The organism is Pseudomonas sp. SWI36, assembly GCF_002948105.1.
Classification (GTDB): Bacteria; Pseudomonadota; Gammaproteobacteria; order Pseudomonadales; family Pseudomonadaceae; genus Aquipseudomonas; species Aquipseudomonas alloputida.
Genome location: NZ_CP026675.1, coordinates 2,797,624 through 2,814,262, shown reverse-complemented (window position 1 = coordinate 2,814,262; position 16,639 = coordinate 2,797,624). Strand labels below are relative to the sequence as shown.

General features: G+C 62.1%; 10 protein-coding genes. 4 read left to right on the top strand and 6 right to left on the bottom strand.

The genetic code is table 11. From position 1 onward, the window contains the following. The first annotated feature begins 31 nt into the window (after positions 1-31). The 3 genes from mscK (at position 32) to trxC (ending at position 5,549) form a co-directional block, all read left to right on the top strand. Positions 32-3,340, top strand: coding sequence for a mechanosensitive channel MscK (mscK, locus tag C4Q27_RS13535; RefSeq protein WP_104886952.1), 3,309 nt, complete (start codon positions 32-34; stop codon positions 3,338-3,340). A gap of 183 nt (positions 3,341-3,523) precedes the next feature. Continuing rightward, positions 3,524-4,984: a protein adenylyltransferase SelO gene (gene selO / locus C4Q27_RS13530; protein ID WP_104886951.1), complete on the top strand. Its 1,461-nt coding sequence runs from the start codon at positions 3,524-3,526 to the stop codon at positions 4,982-4,984. 130 nt (positions 4,985-5,114) lie between these two features. Then, complete coding sequence (gene trxC, locus C4Q27_RS13520) at positions 5,115-5,549, top strand: thioredoxin TrxC (protein ID WP_010955616.1); 435 nt, start codon at positions 5,115-5,117, stop codon at positions 5,547-5,549. Here trxC and C4Q27_RS13515 read toward each other — a convergent pair. After that, a complete protein-coding gene (locus tag C4Q27_RS13515; protein WP_010955617.1) occupies positions 5,546-6,319 on the bottom strand; it encodes a ParA family protein in 774 nt (257 codons plus the stop codon). The genes trxC and C4Q27_RS13515 overlap by 4 nt on opposite strands. 76 nt (positions 6,320-6,395) lie before the next feature. Next, positions 6,396-7,295, bottom strand: a complete 900-nt coding sequence (locus C4Q27_RS13510) for a LysR family transcriptional regulator (RefSeq protein ID WP_064491022.1) — start codon at positions 7,293-7,295, stop codon at positions 6,396-6,398. A gap of 165 nt (positions 7,296-7,460) precedes the next feature. On the opposite strand from C4Q27_RS13510, the gene C4Q27_RS13505 reads away from it, so the two are divergent. Beyond that, positions 7,461-8,648 carry an MFS transporter gene (locus C4Q27_RS13505; protein WP_232968725.1) on the top strand — a complete coding sequence of 396 codons (1,188 nt, stop codon included), beginning with the start codon at positions 7,461-7,463 and terminating at the stop codon, positions 8,646-8,648. 68 nt (positions 8,649-8,716) lie between these two features. Here the strand turns inward: C4Q27_RS13505 and C4Q27_RS13500 are convergent, their stop codons facing one another. From C4Q27_RS13500 to gltB, 4 genes are all read right to left on the bottom strand, one after another. Then, positions 8,717-9,064, bottom strand: coding sequence for a YgiW/YdeI family stress tolerance OB fold protein (locus C4Q27_RS13500; RefSeq protein ID WP_014859120.1), 348 nt, complete (start codon positions 9,062-9,064; stop codon positions 8,717-8,719). Positions 9,065-9,180: 116 nt separating this feature from the next. Further along, positions 9,181-10,245 carry a uroporphyrinogen decarboxylase gene (gene hemE, locus C4Q27_RS13495; RefSeq protein ID WP_064491024.1) on the bottom strand — a complete coding sequence of 355 codons (1,065 nt, stop codon included), beginning with the start codon at positions 10,243-10,245 and terminating at the stop codon, positions 9,181-9,183. A gap of 194 nt (positions 10,246-10,439) precedes the next feature. Next, complete coding sequence (locus C4Q27_RS13490; protein WP_003249156.1) at positions 10,440-11,858, bottom strand: FAD-dependent oxidoreductase; 1,419 nt, start codon at positions 11,856-11,858, stop codon at positions 10,440-10,442. A gap of 123 nt (positions 11,859-11,981) precedes the next feature. Next, the gene (gene gltB / locus C4Q27_RS13485) at positions 11,982-16,427 is read right to left on the bottom strand and encodes a glutamate synthase large subunit (protein WP_020191280.1); all 4,446 of its coding nucleotides are present in this window, start codon (positions 16,425-16,427) and stop codon (positions 11,982-11,984) included. Positions 16,428-16,639 lie beyond the last annotated feature (212 nt).

Sequence of the window (16,639 nt, the reverse complement as noted above, 5' to 3'; positions counted from 1 at the left end):
CGTTTCAGCCGGATCCACAAGTAGTCTGCCTATGTCCCTGCGCGTGTACCTTCGCACAACCCTGCTCGGGTTGTGCCTGTCCCTTTCTTTTGCCGCTAGCGCGGCAGAAGCCCCGACCACCGCCAGTATCCAGAACAGCCTCGACAAGATCGCCGAGCGCAAGCTGCCCGAGGCAGACCAGAAGGCGCTGCAGCAGGTGCTCGAGCAAACGTTGAGCCTGCTTGCTGCCAAGGAAGACAACGAAAAGAAACTGGCTGCACTGAAGCAGCAGCTGAGCAGTGCCCCCAAGGAGACCAGCGACAGCCAGAAGGAGTTGGCCAAGCTCAAGGAAACCAAGGCACAACCGGTGGCACAGCGCTACGCCAACCTCACCGTGCCACAGCTTGAACAGATGCTCAGCGAACGCAACACGCAGCAGGGCGAGCTGCAAAAGGCGCTGTCTGAAGCCAACAGCCTGATCATCAACTCGCAAACCCGCCCCGAGCGCGCCCAGGCCGAGATCAGCAGCAGCCAGACCCGCACCCAGCAGATCAACAACATCCTCAAAACCGGCAAGGACGGTGGCAAAGCCATCAATGCCGACCAGCGCAACCAGCTCAACGCCGAGCTGGCCTCGCTCAACGCGCTGACCCTGCTGCGCCGCCAGGAACTGGCCGGCAACAGCCTGCTGCAAGACCTCGGCAATGCGCGTCACGACCTGCTGGTCGAGCGCGCTGCGCGCCTGGAGCAGGAAATCCAGGACCTGCAGACCCTGATCAACGCCAAACGCCTGGCCCAGTCCCAGGAAGCCGTCACCCAGCAGTCGATCGAGGCTCAGAAGGCCGGCGGCAGCAGCCTGCTGGCCACTGAAAGTGCGATCAACCTCAAGCTTTCCGACTACCTGCTCAAGAGCACCGATCGCCTTAACGAACTGACCCAGCAGAACCTGCGCACCAAGCAGCAGCTCGACAGCCTGACCCAGGCCGACCAGGCGCTTGACGAGCAGATCAACGTGCTCAAGGGAAGCCTGCTGCTGTCGAAGATTCTCTATAAACAGAAACAGACCCTACCGCACCTGAAGGTCGACCGCGACCTGGCCGACCAGATCGCCGACACCCGCCTGTACCAGTTCGAAGTCAACCAGCAACGCGAGCAGATGAGCAGCCCGGTCACCTACGTCGACAAGCTGCTGGCGGCGCAACCGCAGGAAGATGTGACACCGCAGCTGCGCAAGGCCCTGCTGGAAGTGGCCATCACCCGCAGCGACCTGTTGGAGCGGCTGAACCGCGAGCTGTCGGCGCTGCTCAACGAATCGATCACCCTGCAGCTCAACCAGAAGCAGCTGCTGGGCACCGCGCAGAGCCTGCGCACCACCCTCGACGAGCAAATGTTCTGGATCCCCAGCAACAAGCCGCTGGACTGGGACTGGCTGCAATACGTGCCGAAGCGCCTGGCCGACCAGGTCGCCAACCTGCCATGGGGCTCCAGCCTGAAAGAGCTGGCCGATGGCCTGAGCCAGCGCCCGTTGCTGTTCCTGCCGCTGCTGTTGGTGATCGGCGCGCTGTTGTGGCGGCGCAAATACCTTTACCAACGGTTAGGCAAAGTGCACCAGGATATCGGCCACTTCCGCCGTGACAGCCAATGGCACACGCCCCAGGCAATCCTAATCAACATTCTGCTGGCGATGCCGGTCAGCCTTGGTCTGGCGCTGTGCAGCTACGCCCTGCAGATCGACGCCCGCGGGCAGAATGCCAACCTGGGCGCCGCACTCTGGCAGCTGGCCCAGGCCTGGCTGGTGTTCTATACCGCCTACCGTATCCTCGCACCCGGTGGCGTGGCGGAAGTCCACTTCCGCTGGCACAAACCGCAGGTCGAGTTCCTGCGCGGCTGGGTTCGCCGCCTGGGCACCGTTGTGCTGGCACTGGTCGGCGTGGTGGCGGTGGCCGAGCACCAGCCTTCGGCATTGGCAGACGACGTGTTGGGCATCGGCGTGGTGCTGACCTGCTATGCGCTGATGGCCTGGCTGCTCAGCCGTCTGCTGCTCAGCAGCCCGGCACACCGTGACACCTCGCTGTTCCGCAGGGCGGTGGGGGTAGCATTCACCGCCCTGCCCATCGCCCTGTTCGTTGCCGTGTGCTTCGGCTACTACTACACGGCACTGAAGCTTACTGACCGCCTCATCTACACCCTGTACCTGCTGCTGTTCTGGTTGGTGATAGAAGCCGCCTTCGTGCGCGGCCTGTCGGTGGCTGCACGACGCCTGGCCTACCAGCGTGCGTTGACCAAGCGTGCGGCAGCCAAGGAAGGGCTGGATGGCGAAGTCATCACCGAGGAGCCAACGCTGGATATCGAACAGGTCAACCAGCAGTCGCTGCGCCTGATCCGCCTGGCCCTGCTCGGCGGCTTCATCGCCGGCCTGTACTGGGTGTGGGCCGACCTGATCTCGGTGTTCGCCTACCTCAACAATTTCGTCCTCTACGAATACACCAGCGGCACCGGCGCCGCCGCCAGCATGGTACCGATCAGCCTCGGCGACCTGCTCGGCGCGCTGGTGATCGTCGGCATCACCTTCGCCCTGGCCGGTAACTTGCCAGGCCTGCTGGAGGTACTGGTGCTGTCTCGCCTGAACCTGGCCCAGGGCAGTGCCTACGCCACCACCACACTGTTGTCGTACACCATCGTCGGCATCGGCATCGTCAGCACCCTGTCGACCCTGGGGGTGAGCTGGGACAAGCTGCAATGGCTGGTGGCCGCGCTGTCAGTAGGGCTGGGCTTCGGCATGCAGGAAATCTTCGCCAACTTCATCTCCGGCATCATGATCCTGTTCGAGCGCCCGGTACGGATTGGCGACACCATCACCATCGGCAACCTGTCGGGCACGGTAAGCAAGATCCGCATCCGCGCCACCACCATCACCGACTTCGACCGCAAGGACATCATCGTCCCCAACAAGACCTTCATCACTGGCCAACTGATCAACTGGTCGCTGACCGACACGGTCACCCGGGTGACGCTGAAGCTGGGCATCGACTATGGCTCAGACCTCGACCTGGTGCGCGACCTGCTGCTCAAGGGCGCGCATGAGAACCCACGCGTGCTCAAGGATCCGGAACCGATCGTGTACTTCCTCAACTTCGGCGAAAGCTCGCTGGACCACGAACTGCGCATGCACGTCCGCGACCTGGGCGACCGCAACCCGACGCTGGACGAGATCAACCGCTACATCAACCGCGAGTTCAAGGCCCACAACATCAAGATCTCGGTACGCCAGGTAGAGGTGTTCCTGATGGATGCGAAGGGCAGCAAGCAGCAATTGATTCCGATGGAGCAGCCGAAACCGGATGGCACTGCTTCGGCCTGAATAGGCTCGAATACTTTATTGTGTGCAAAATGGCTGCGAGGGCTTCGCCCTCGTTCGCGGGTGAACCCGCTCCTACACAGGGACCGCACTGCTTTCAGGCACTGCATGTTCTTTGTAGGGGCGGGTTCACCCGCGAAGGGCCGCCAAGCGGCCCCATAGGCACCGATTCCAAGGAGCAGTCCCGTGAAAGCCCTCGACCAACTCACCTTCGACAACCGCTTCGCCCGCCTGGGCGATGCGTTCTCCACCCAGGTGCTGCCTGAACCCATCGCAGACCCGCGCCTGGTGGTAGCGAGCGAGTCGGCCATGGCCTTGCTCGACCTCGACCCCGCCCAGGCCGAGCTGCCGGTGTTCGCCGAACTGTTCAGCGGCCACAAACTGTGGGAAGAGGCCGACCCTCGGGCGATGGTTTATTCCGGCCACCAGTTCGGCTCGTACAACCCACGTCTGGGCGACGGCCGTGGCCTGCTGCTGGCCGAAGTGCTCAACGACGCAGGCGAACACTGGGACCTGCACCTCAAGGGCGCCGGCCAGACACCCTACTCCCGCATGGGTGACGGCCGCGCCGTGCTGCGCTCGTCGATTCGCGAGTTTCTCGCCTCCGAAGCCCTGCACGCCCTGGGTATCGCTACCAGCCGGGCACTGTGCGTAATCGGTTCCAGCACCCCAGTGTGGCGCGAAACCCGTGAAAGCGCGGCCATGCTGACGCGTCTGGCGCAGAGCCATGTGCGTTTCGGCCATTTCGAGTACTTCTACTACACCAAGCAGCCTGAGCAGCAGCGCGTGTTGATCGACCATGTGCTGGAACAGCACTATCCCGAATGCCGTGACGCCGAGCAGCCTTACCTGGCCATGTTCCGCACCATCGTCGAGCGCAATGCCGAACTGATCGCCCGCTGGCAGACGTATGGCTTCTGCCACGGCGTGATGAACACCGACAACATGTCGATCCTCAGCATCACCTTCGATTTTGGCCCCTATGCGTTCCTGGATGACTTCGACGCCAACTTCATCTGCAACCACTCCGACGATCGAGGCCGCTACAGCTACGCCAACCAGGTGCCCATCGCCCACTGGAACCTCAGCGCGCTGGCCCAGGCACTGACCACCGTGATCGAAGTTGAGCCACTGAAGGAAGCGTTGGGCCTGTTCCTGCCGCTGTACCAGGCCCATTACCTGGACCTGATGCGCCGGCGCCTGGGGCTGACCACCGCCGAAGATGATGACATGGCGCTGGTCGAGCGCCTGCTGCAGTGCATGCAACGCGGTGGCGTGGACTACAGCCTGTTCTTCCGCAAACTGGGTGAGCAGCCGGTGGCTGAGGCGCTGAAGGTGGCGCGCGATGACTTTATCGACCTGGCCGGTTTCGATGCCTGGGGCGCAGACTACCTGGCCCGCTGTGGGCGTGAACCCGGCAATGCCGAAGGCCGCCGTGAGCGTATGCATGCGGTAAACCCGCTGTACGTGCTGCGCAACTACCTGGCGCAGAAAGCCATCGAAGCGGCCGAGGCGGGGGATTACAGTGAAGTTCGACGGCTGCACCAAGTCCTGACCAGGCCGTTCGAGGAACAGCCCGGGATGCAGGCCTACGCCGAGCGACCGCCGGAGTGGGGCAAGCACCTGGAAATCAGCTGCTCTTCCTGATTAGCGCCGAATCCTGTGGGAGCGGGCGTGCCCGCGAAGCAGGCAACGTGATGGATTGCACCGGCTTCGCCGGTGTTCGCGGGCACGCCCGCTCCCACAAGGAAACCGTGAACCCAACACCGGAGATGAAATGACCGACCCACTGGTAATCCCCTGCCCCCACTGCAACGGCCTCAACCGCCTGCCCGCCGAGCGCCTGGGCGATGCGCCGAAATGCGGTCGCTGCAAAAAGGATGTGCTGTTGAGCACCCCCTTCGAACTTACCGAAGCCAGCTACGCCAGCCAGATCAAAGGCGACCTGCCGCTGCTGGTCGACATCTGGGCCGACTGGTGCGGCCCGTGCAAGTCATTCGCCCCCACCTTCGAAGAGGCCGCCCGGAAGCTTGCTGGCCGCTGTCGCCTGGCCAAGCTCGACAGCGAAGCCAACCGTAACCTCGCAGGGCAACTGGGCATACGCTCGATCCCCAGCCTGCTGCTGTTCAAGAACGGCCGCGAAATCAGCCGTCAGGCCGGGGCGTTTCCACTCCAGTCGCTGCTAGAGTGGCTGCGTAGCCAAGGGGTTTAAGCGTTTTCTTCAAGCAGCGAATGCAACTCGACAAACTGCTGAGTCAGCTTGTGCCGCGGCTCCAGGTGAATCAGCGGCAGGCTGGCGTGGTGCGATTCGCGCATTTTCACCGAGCTGCCCAAGTACACCGGCAGCACCGGCAAACCTTCGGCCAACAGCTCGTCGAGCATCTGCTGTGGCAGGCTGGCACGTGACTGGAACTGGTTGACCACGATGCCTTCGACCACCAGGTCTTCGTTGTGGTCTTCCTTGAGGTCTTCGATCTCGGCCAGCAGGCCATACAGGGCCTGGCGCGAAAAGCTGTCGCAGTCGAAGGGGATCAGCACGCGATCGGCAGCGATCAGCGCAGAAACCGCATAGAAATTAAGCGCCGGCGGGGTATCGATGTAGATACGCTCGTAATCCTCGTCCAGCTCGTCGAGCAACTTGCGCAGCTTGTTGATCTTGTGTTTTGCCTCCAGCTTTGGCTGCAGGTCGGCCAGCTCGGCAGTGGCGGTGACCACATGCAGGTTGTCGAACGGGGTTTCGTAGATATCGACCTTGTTCTTCTTGCTGAACGGCCCGCTGGAAAGGCTTTGCTTGAAGAAATCGGCGATGCCCATGGGGATGTCCTCTCCGGTCAGGCCGGTGAGGTATTGGGTCGAGTTCGCCTGGGCATCCAGGTCGATCAACAAGGTCCGGTAGCCTTCATTGGCACTGACCGCCGCCAGGTTGCAGGCAATGCTCGACTTGCCCACGCCACCTTTCTGATTGAACACCACGCGCCGCATGATTGACCTCCGTGTATCAACGAATGCCCGAGTATGTGGTGGCAGTGGGGCAATGACCAGTGCCATTTGACCGGCATCACGCCTGACCGACCACCTGCCCTGTCAACAACTCGGCAAATGCCTTGGCCATCACCGAATGACCACGCTCGCGCTGCACCAGCCACACCGCCGTCATCGCCTCTTCATCGAGCAAGGTGCGGTACACCACCCCTTCGATGCGCATGCGCTGGAACGACGCCGGCAACACCGACACCCCCAGCCCCGCCGAGACCAGGCCGATGATGGTCATCGCTTCCCCTGCCTCTTGCGCAAAATGGGGGCTGAAACCCGCATGCCGGGCCATGCTCAGCAATTGTGCATACAAGCCGCTGCCATAGCTGCGCGGGAAGAACACGAAGGGCTCAGGGGCCAACGCCGCCATGTAGACGCCTTGCTCAGTGCCCTCGGCCAGCGGATGCGAGGCATTGATCACCGCCACCAACGGTTCTCGGAACAACTCGGTGGCCACCAACCCCTCCGGCAGCGGCATCGGCCGCATCAACCCCACCTCGATGGACTCGTCGAATACCCCTTCGGCAACGTCACGGCTGCTCATTTCCTTGAGGTTCAGGTGCACCGCCGGAAAGCGCTGACGGAAGGCGTGAATGGCCTTGGGGATTTTCGAGGTGAACGGGGCCGAGGAAGTGAAACCGATTTTCATCTCGCCCAGCTCGCCCAACTGCGCACGCCGGGCGACATCCGCGGCCTTCTCCACCTGCGCCAATACCTGGCGCGCTTCCTCGAGGAACAATCGACCGGCCTCGCTCAGTTCGACACGACGGTTGGTCCGGTCGAATAACCGGGCCCCCAACTCCTGCTCCAGGGCCTGGATCTGCTGACTCAAGGGCGGCTGGGAAATACCCAGCTGCTGGGCGGCGCGGCCAAAGTGCAGCTCTTCGGCCACAGCAATGAAGTAACGCAGATGACGCAGTTCCATGATCCGCTCCAAACAAGTCGCCAAACATCTCAAATAGGTCGAACAATATATTGGATCTAATCGTTAGCCAGCTATATGCTTTTTTCATTGCGCCAGAGGTACCCGCCCGTGAAAACTGCAGTAGCCCCCCTCCTCCTTGAGCCAAAACCTGCCACCCTGACCGAAATGTGGATCGAAAAAGGCACACCTGCCTTCATGAAAACCGTGCTGGCCTTGTTCAGCGGCGGTTTCGCCACCTTCGCCTTGCTGTACTGCGTACAGCCGATGATGCCTCTGCTGTCCAGGGAGTTTGCCATCAACGCGGCACAGAGCAGCCTGGTGCTGTCGGTGTCCACCGCCATGCTGGCGTTCGGCCTGCTGATCACCGGCCCCATTTCTGACCGCATCGGACGCAAGCCCGTGATGGTATTCGCGCTGGTCTGCGCCGCCCTGTCCACCTTGGCCAGCGCAGTGATGCCCAGCTGGGAGCTGGTACTGGCCACCCGCGCATTGGTCGGCCTGTCGCTGAGCGGCCTGGCGGCAGTGGCAATGACCTACCTGAGCGAAGAGATCCACCCGCAACACATTGGCCTGGCCATGGGCCTGTACATCGGCGGCAACGCGATTGGCGGCATGAGCGGGCGGCTCATCACGGGCGTACTGATCGACTTCGTCAGCTGGCACATGGCGATGCTGACCATTGGCGGCCTGGCCCTGGTGGCCGCGCTGGTGTTCTGGAAGGTGCTGCCGGAGTCACGCAATTTTCGCGCACAGACGATGAACCCACGCAGCCTGCTGGACGGCTTTGTCATGCACTTCAAGGACGCCGGCCTGCCTTGGCTGTTCCTTGAAGCCTTCCTGCTGATGGGCGCCTTCGTCACATTGTTCAACTACATCGGCTACCGCCTGCTGGCCGAGCCCTACCACATGAACCAGGCGCTGGTCGGCCTGCTGTCGGTGGTTTACCTGTCGGGTATCTACAGTTCGGCACAGGTCGGCGCCCTGGCGGACAAACTGGGCCGGCGCAAGGTGTTCTGGGCCAGTATCGTGGTAATGGCGGTTGGCTTGCTGATGACGCTGGCCAGTCCACTGGTGATGGTGATCGTGGGCATGCTGGTGTTCACCTTCGGCTTCTTTGGTGCGCACTCGGTGGCCAGCAGCTGGATCGGCCGCCGGGCGCTGAAGGCCAAGGGGCAGGCGTCGTCGCTGTACCTGTTCTGCTACTACGCTGGCTCCAGCGTGGCCGGTACGGCGGGCGGGGTGTTCTGGCACCAGTGGGGCTGGAACGGGATCGGGCTGTTCATTGGCAGCTTGCTGGCGGTGGCCTTGATGGTGGCGTTGCACCTGAGCAAGTTACCACCCAAAACGGTTTGATGCGTTCGTGGGCACGCCCGCACCCACAACCTGTGGGTGCGGGGGGTGACCACGAAGAGGCCATCAGATCAGTTGATGATCTCGACAATATCCACATCCACTTCCCGGCTCATCAGGTGCTTTTCAACCTCACCGGTCAGCTTCACCTTGGTCTTGTCGTTGAACGGCGTCGGCGGCAGGTCCTCATCGTCGATCTCGACAGTGATGGTGCCGGTGTTGTCCTTGAACTCGTACTTGTCGTCGTTGTTGATCTTCTTGGTCACGAAGCCCTGCAGCACAACCGGGGTGTCATCGGCGGCGTCGTTGGCGGCGGCAACCGTAGTTACCGACTGGGCGCCAGGGCCGGTGTAGCCAGCGGCAAATGCGCCAGTGCTGAACAAGGGGGCGAGGATGAGCGCGAGATAACGGATTTTCATGAGGATCGGGTCCTGTTTCGGTTTCGATGGGACCAGATTAGCGACGATCGCTGAATTCAAACTTAACGTACAAAAAACCCGGCATCGAAGCCGGGTTTACTGTGCAGTGCATCAAGTCACTGGTGGTACTGCGCCGACAGTTCGTGCACGGCGTTGATGAATGCACCCGCATGTTCCGGGTCAACTTCCGGCGTGATGCCGTGGCCAAGGTTGAACACATGGCCAGTGCCGTGGCCATAGCTGGCCAGGATGCGCGCCACTTCCTTGCGAATGGCCTCGGGCTTGGCGTACAGCACGGTCGGGTCCATGTTGCCTTGCAGCGCCACCTTGTCACCCACGCGGCGACGGGCGTCGCCGATCTCGCAGGTCCAGTCCAGGCCCAGCGCGTCGGCACCAGCTTCAGCAATGCATTCCAGCCACAAGCCGCCATTCTTGGTGAACAGGATCACCGGCACCTTGCGCCCCTCGTGCTCGCGGATCAGGCCGCTGACGATCTTGCGCATGTAGGCCAGTGAGAACTCCTGGTAGGCCGCCGCCGACAGGTTGCCGCCCCAGGTGTCGAAGATCTGTACGGCCTGGGCGCCGGCCAGGATCTGGCCGTTAAGGTAGCTGGTGACCGACTGGGCCAGCTTGTCCAGCAGCAGGTGCAGGGCTTGCGGGTTGTCGTAGGCCATGGCCTTGGTCTTGCGGAAGTCCTTCGACGAGCCGCCCTCGACCATGTAGGTGGCCAGGGTCCACGGGCTGCCGGAGAAGCCGATCAGCGGCACACGGCCATTGAGCTCACGGCGAATGGTGCTGACCGCATCCATCACGTAGCCGAGGTCTTTCTGTGGGTCCGGAACTGGCAGCGCCTCGATGTCGGCGGGGGTGCTGATGACCTTCTTGAAACGCGGGCCTTCACCGGTTTCAAAGTACAGGCCCAGGCCCATGGCATCGGGAATGGTAAGGATGTCCGAGAACAGGATCGCTGCGTCCAGCGGGTAGCGGTCCAGCGGCTGCAGGGTGACCTCGCAGGCGAACTGCGGGTTCATGCACAGGCTCATGAAGTCACCGGCCTTGGCGCGGCTGGCGCGGTACTCCGGCAGGTAGCGGCCGGCCTGGCGCATCATCCACACCGGGGTGACGTCTACGGGTTGCTTGAGCAGTGCACGCAGGAAACGATCGTTCTTCAGGGCAGTCATGTCGGCATCCGGAAAAATAGTGCGGGCATTTTCTCAGACACCAGCGCAAAAGGCACGGCCATGGCCATGTGTTTTGTCTATTGGATGCCACAGATCAAGCGTTTTTGTATACAAAAGCTTCGCGGGCATGCCTGCCCCCACGGGTTCTGCGCTTAACCCTGCGGGAGCGGGCATGCCCGCGAACAGGTCGAACCTCAGACTTCGAGGTAGTCCAGGATACCCTCGGCAGCCGTACGCCCTTCGAAGATCGCAGTCACCACCAGGTCCGAACCGCGCACCATGTCGCCACCTGCAAACACTTTCGGGTTGCTGGTCTGGTGCTTGAACTTGCCCTTCTCCGGGGCAACCACACGGCCCTGGCTGTCCAGCTGAATGCCATGCTGTTCAAACCACGGTGCCGGGCTCGGGCGGAAGCCGAAGGCGATTACCACGGCGTCTGCCGGCAGGATCTCTTCGGAGCCCGGGATTGGCTCAGGGCTGCGGCGGCCACGGGCATCAGGCTCGCCCAGGCGGGTCTCGACCACTTTGACGCCTTCGACCTTGTCCTCACCCACAATGGCAATGGGCTGACGGTTGTAGAGGAACTTCACGCCCTCTTCCTTGGCGTTCTTCACCTCTTTGCGCGAACCCGGCATGTTGGCTTCGTCACGACGATAAGCACAGGTCACTGCCTTGGCACCCTGACGGATCGAGGTACGGTTGCAGTCCATCGCGGTGTCACCACCACCCAGCACCACCACTTTCTTGCCCTGCATGTCGACGAAGTCTTCCGGCGACTTCTCGAAGCCCAGGTTGCGGTTGACGTTGGCGATCAGGAAGTCCAGTGCGTCATGCACGCCCGGCAGGTCTTCACCCGGGAAGCCGCCCTTCATGTAGGTGTAGGTACCCATGCCCATGAACACCGCGTCGTACTCGGCGAGCAGCTGTTCCATGGTCACGTCCTTGCCCACCTCGGTGTTCAGGCGGAACTCGATGCCCATGCCGGTGAACACTTCACGGCGGTTGCTGAGCACGGTCTTTTCCAGCTTGAACTCGGGGATACCGAAGGTCAGCAGGCCACCGATCTCAGGGTTTTTGTCGAACACCACCGGGGTTACCCCGGCGCGCACCAGCACGTCGGCGCAGCCCAGGCCCGCCGGGCCGGCGCCGATGATGGCAACGCGCTTGCCGGTTGGCTTGACCTTGGACATGTCCGGACGCCAGCCCATGGCGAAGGCGGTGTCGGTGATGTACTTCTCCACCGAGCCGATGGTCACCGCGCCGAAACCGTCGTTCAGGGTGCAGGCACCCTCGCACAGGCGGTCTTGCGGGCAAACACGGCCGCATACTTCCGGCAGGGTGTTGGTCTGGTGCGACAGTTCCGCCGCGGCCAGGATGTTGCCTTCGGAGACCAGCTTCAACCAGTTGGGGATGAAGTTGTGTACCGGGCACTTCCACTCGCAATACGGGTTACCGCAGCCCAGGCAGCGGTGCGCCTGCTCCACGGACTGCTGCGGCTTGAACGGTTCGTAGATTTCCACGAACTCCTTCTTGCGCTGGCGCAACAGCTTTTTTTTCGGGTCCTTTCGGCCCACTTCGATGAACTGGAAGTCGTTGTTCAGACGTTCAGCCATTTTTCAAAACCTCTTTACAGCAGCTGCAAGCTACACGCTGCAAGCCGCAAGACGATCACTTAAGCCGGGCAAACCTCTCACTGCCATTACGTGCAGCTCAAGGCTTGCCACTTGCAGCTGTTTTTACTGCGGGTTGGCACGGGTGCTGGACAGCAGCTGCTTCAGGTTGGCTGCCTTCGGCTTGACCAGCCAGAAGCGCCGCACGTAGTCGTCCAGGTTCTCCGAGAGCTCACGCCCCCACTCGCTGCCGGTCTCATCCACATACTCGGCAAGGACACGCGCCAGGTGGCTACGGTAGGCCTCCATCGCTTCACCACTGATACGCTGGATTTCCACCAGCTCGTGGTTGAGCTTGTCGACGAAGCTATTGTCCATGTCGAGCACGTAGGCAAAGCCGCCAGTCATGCCAGAACCGAAGTTGTAACCGGTCTTGCCCAGAACGCAGACAAAGCCGCCGGTCATGTATTCACAGCAGTGATCGCCAGTGCCCTCGACAACAGCATGGGCGCCGGAGTTACGTACAGCGAAGCGCTCGCCCGCAGTACCTGCGGCAAACAACTTGCCGCCAGTGGCACCGTACAGGCAGGTGTTGCCGACGATGGCGCTGTGCTGGGTTTCGAACGGGCTGCCGGCTGGCGGCACGATGGTGACCTTGCCACCGGTCATGCCTTTGCCGACGTAATCGTTGGCGTCGCCTTCCAGGTGCAGGTTCAGGCCACCAGCGTTCCACACGCCAAAGCTCTGGCCCGCAGTGCCCTTGAAGCGGAAGGTGATCGGCGCCGCGGCCATGCCCTGGTTGCCGTGCAGACGGGCGATTTCGCCCGACACACGCGCACCAATGGAGCGGTCGCAGTTGCAGATGTCGAGGCTGAACTCGCCACCCGCCTGGTCGCGGATGGCCGGCATGGCCATATCAACCATCTTCTCGGCCAACTCGCCCAGGTCGAACGGCGGGTTCTTGTCGACTTCGCAGAACTGCGGTTTGTCCGCAGGAATGTGCGAGCTGCCCAGCAGCGGCGACAGGTCCAGGTATTGCTGGCGTTCGGTGTCACCTGGCAGCACTTCGAGCAGGTCGGTACGGCCGATCAGCTCGCCAAGGCTGCGCACGCCCAGCTTGGCCAACCACTCGCGGGTTTCTTCGGCGACAAAGGTGAAGAAGTTGATCACCATGTCGACGGTGCCGATGTAGTGGTCCTTGCGCAGCTTGTCGTTCTGGGTGGCCACGCCGGTGGCGCAGTTGTTCAGGTGGCAGATGCGCAGGTACTTGCAGCCCAGGGCAATCATTGGCGCGGTACCAAAGCCGAAGCTTTCGGCGCCGAGGATGGCCGCCTTGATCACGTCCAGGCCGGTTTTCAGGCCGCCGTCGGTCTGCACCCGCACCTTGCCACGCAGGTCGTTGCCACGCAGGGTCTGGTGGGTTTCCGCAAGGCCCAGTTCCCAAGGGGCGCCGGCGTATTTGATCGAGGTCAGCGGCGAAGCACCGGTACCACCGTCGTAACCGGAGATGGTGATCAGGTCGGCATAGGCCTTGGCCACACCTGCGGCGATGGTGCCCACGCCCGCTTCGGCTACCAGCTTGACCGATACCAGCGCCTGCGGGTTGACCTGCTTGAGGTCGTAGATCAGCTGCGCCAGATCTTCGATCGAGTAGATGTCATGGTGTGGCGGTGGCGAGATCAGGGTCACGCCCGGTACCGCATAACGCAGCTTGGCGATCAGGCCGTTGACCTTTCCGCCCGGCAACTGGCCGCCCTCACCCGGCTTGGCGCCCTGGGCAACCTTGATCTGCAGCACTTCGGCGTTGACCAGGTACTCCGGGGTCACACCAAAACGGCCGGTGGCCACCTGCTTGATCTTCGAGCTCTTGATGGTGCCATAGCGCGACGGGTCTTCGCCGCCTTCACCAGAGTTGGAGCGTGCGCCCAGGCGGTTCATGGCCTCGGCCAGCGCTTCGTGGGCTTCCGGCGACAGTGCACCCAGCGAGATACCCGCCGAGTCGAAACGCTTGAGAATCGCCTCCAGCGGCTCGATCTGCTCCAGCGCCAGCGGCTGGTCGGCCACTTTCACCTTGAGCAAGTCACGAATCATCGACACCGGGCGCTGGTCCACCAGCGTGGTGTATTCCTTGAACTTGGCGTAGTCGCCCTGCTGCACGGCGGCTTGCAGGGTGTTGACCACGTCCGGGTTGTAGGCGTGGTATTCGCCACCGTGGACGAACTTCAGCAAGCCACCTTGCTGGATCGGCTTGCGCGCGCTCCAGGCTTCGGCCGCCAGCAGCTTCTGGTCGTTTTCCAGGTCTTCGAAGCGCGCACCCTTGATGCGGCTGGACACGCCCTTGAAGCTCAGGCCTACCACTTCCTCGGCCAGGCCAATGGCTTCGAACAGCTGTGCACCGCGGTATGAGGCGATGGTGGAGATACCCATCTTGGACAGTATCTTCAGCAGGCCCTTGGAGATACCTTTGCGGTAGTACTTGAACACTTCGTCCAGGTCGCCCAGCACTTCGCCGGTACGGATCAGGTCAGCCAGAACTTCATACGCCAGGTACGGGTAAACGGCCGAGGCACCGAAGCCCAGCAGCACGGCGAAGTGATGCGGATCACGGGCGGTAGCGGTTTCCACCAGGATGTTGCTGTCGCAACGCAGGCCCTGTTCGGTCAGGCGGTGGTGCACTGCACCAACGGCCAGCGAAGCGTGCACCGGCAGCTTGCCCGGGGCGATATAACGGTCGCTCAGCACCAGCTGGGTCTTGCCGCCACGCACAGCTTCTTCGGCCTGGTCGGCAATGTTGCGGATGGCCGCTTCCAGGCCGACGCCCTGCTCATAGTTGAGGTCGATCAGCTGGCGGTCGAAGCCTTCGCGCTCCAGGTTCATCAGCGAACGCCACTTGGCGGGCGAGATGACCGGCGAGCTGAGGATGACCCGCGAAGCGTGCTCCGGGGACTCCTGGAAGATGTTGCGCTCTGCACCCAGGCAGATTTCCAGCGACATCACGATCGCTTCGCGCAGCGGGTCGATCGGCGGGTTGGTTACCTGAGCGAACTGCTGGCGGAAGAAGTCGTACGGCGAGCGCACGCGCTGCGACAGCACGGCCATCGGCGTGTCGTCACCCATCGAGCCAACGGCTTCCTGGCCCTGCTCACCCAACGGGCGCAGTACCTGGTCACGCTCTTCGAAGGTGACCTGGAACATCTTCATGTATTGCTTGAGCTGGTCAGCGTCGTAGCTGGCCACACCTTGGTCGTCGGTCAGCGTCGCCTGGATGCGGGTGGCGTGCTGACGCAGCCAGCGCTTGTACGGGTGCCGCGACTTCAGGCGGTTGTCGATGGCGTCGGTGTCGAGGATCTGGCCGGTTTCGGTGTCCACGGCAAGGATCTGGCCCGGGCCGACACGGCCCTTGGCCAGCACTTCCTCAGGCTGATAGCCCCATACGCCGATTTCCGAGGCGATGGTGATGTAACCATTGGTGGTGGTCACCCAGCGCGCCGGGCGCAGACCGTTACGGTCGAGCAGGCACACCGCGTGGCGGCCTTCGGTCATGACGATACCGGCCGGGCCATCCCACGGCTCCATGTGCATGGAGTTGTATTCGTAGAAGGCGCGCAGGTCGGCGTCCATGGTCTCGACGTTCTGCCACGCTGGCGGTACCAGCATGCGCACGCCGCGGAACAGGTCGATGCCACCGGTGACCATCAGTTCCAGCATGTTGTCCATGCTGGACGAGTCGGAACCGACGCGGTTGACCAGCGGGCCGAGCTCTTCGAGGTCCGGGATCTGGTCATTGGCGAACTTGGTGCGACGAGCAACGGCCCAGTTGCGGTTGCCGGTGATGGTGTTGATCTCGCCGTTATGGGCGAGGAAGCGGAACGGCTGCGCCAGCGGCCATTTCGGCAGGGTGTTGGTGGAGAAGCGCTGGTGGAACACGCAGATCGCGGTTTGCAGGCGCTCGTCACCCAGGTCTGGATAAAACGCCGCGAGATCGCGCGGCATCATCAGGCCTTTGTAGATGATGGTCTTGTGCGAGAAGCTGCAGATGTAGTGGTCGGCGTCGTGGGCGTTGGCCACCGACGAACGACGACGGGCACTGAACAGCTTGATGGCGAATTCCTGGTCGCTCAGGCCTTCACCGCCAATGAACACCTGCTCGATCTGCGGCAGGCGCTCCAGGGCCAGGCGGCCGAGGACGCTGGTGTCGATCGGCACCTTGCGCCAGCCGACCAGTTTCAGGCCAGCGGCGAGGATCTCGCGGTCCATGTTGGCGCGGGCAGCTTCGGCTTTGACCGGGTCCTGGTTGAAGAACACCATGCCGACGGCGTACTGCTTGGGCAGCTCGACAGCGAAGTGCTCCTGGGCCATGGCACGCAGGAATTGATCGGGCTTCTGCATGAGCAGACCGCAACCGTCACCGGTCTTGCCGTCGGCATTGATGCCGCCGCGGTGGGTCATGCATGTCAGCGCCTGCATGGCAGTTTGCAGAAGGTGGTGGCTCGGCTCACCCGTCATATGGGCGATCAGGCCAAAACCACAGTTGTCCTTGAATTCTTCGGGATGGTACAGACCTGTTTTCATAGACACATTCTCACCAGGTTCACCTCTCAACGGAGGTAAATCTCTTTTTTAACAACCACTTACCATCCACGCCGATCAAACGCCAGCTTTTTTGCGGTGGTCATGGAAAACCATTGTTGCACAGCGACAGCGACGCCCACAAATTTTCATGTCTCGTCATTGAAAATTTATGTCGCAATTTTGAATGTTTTTGCGCCATGCGCCGTGATAGC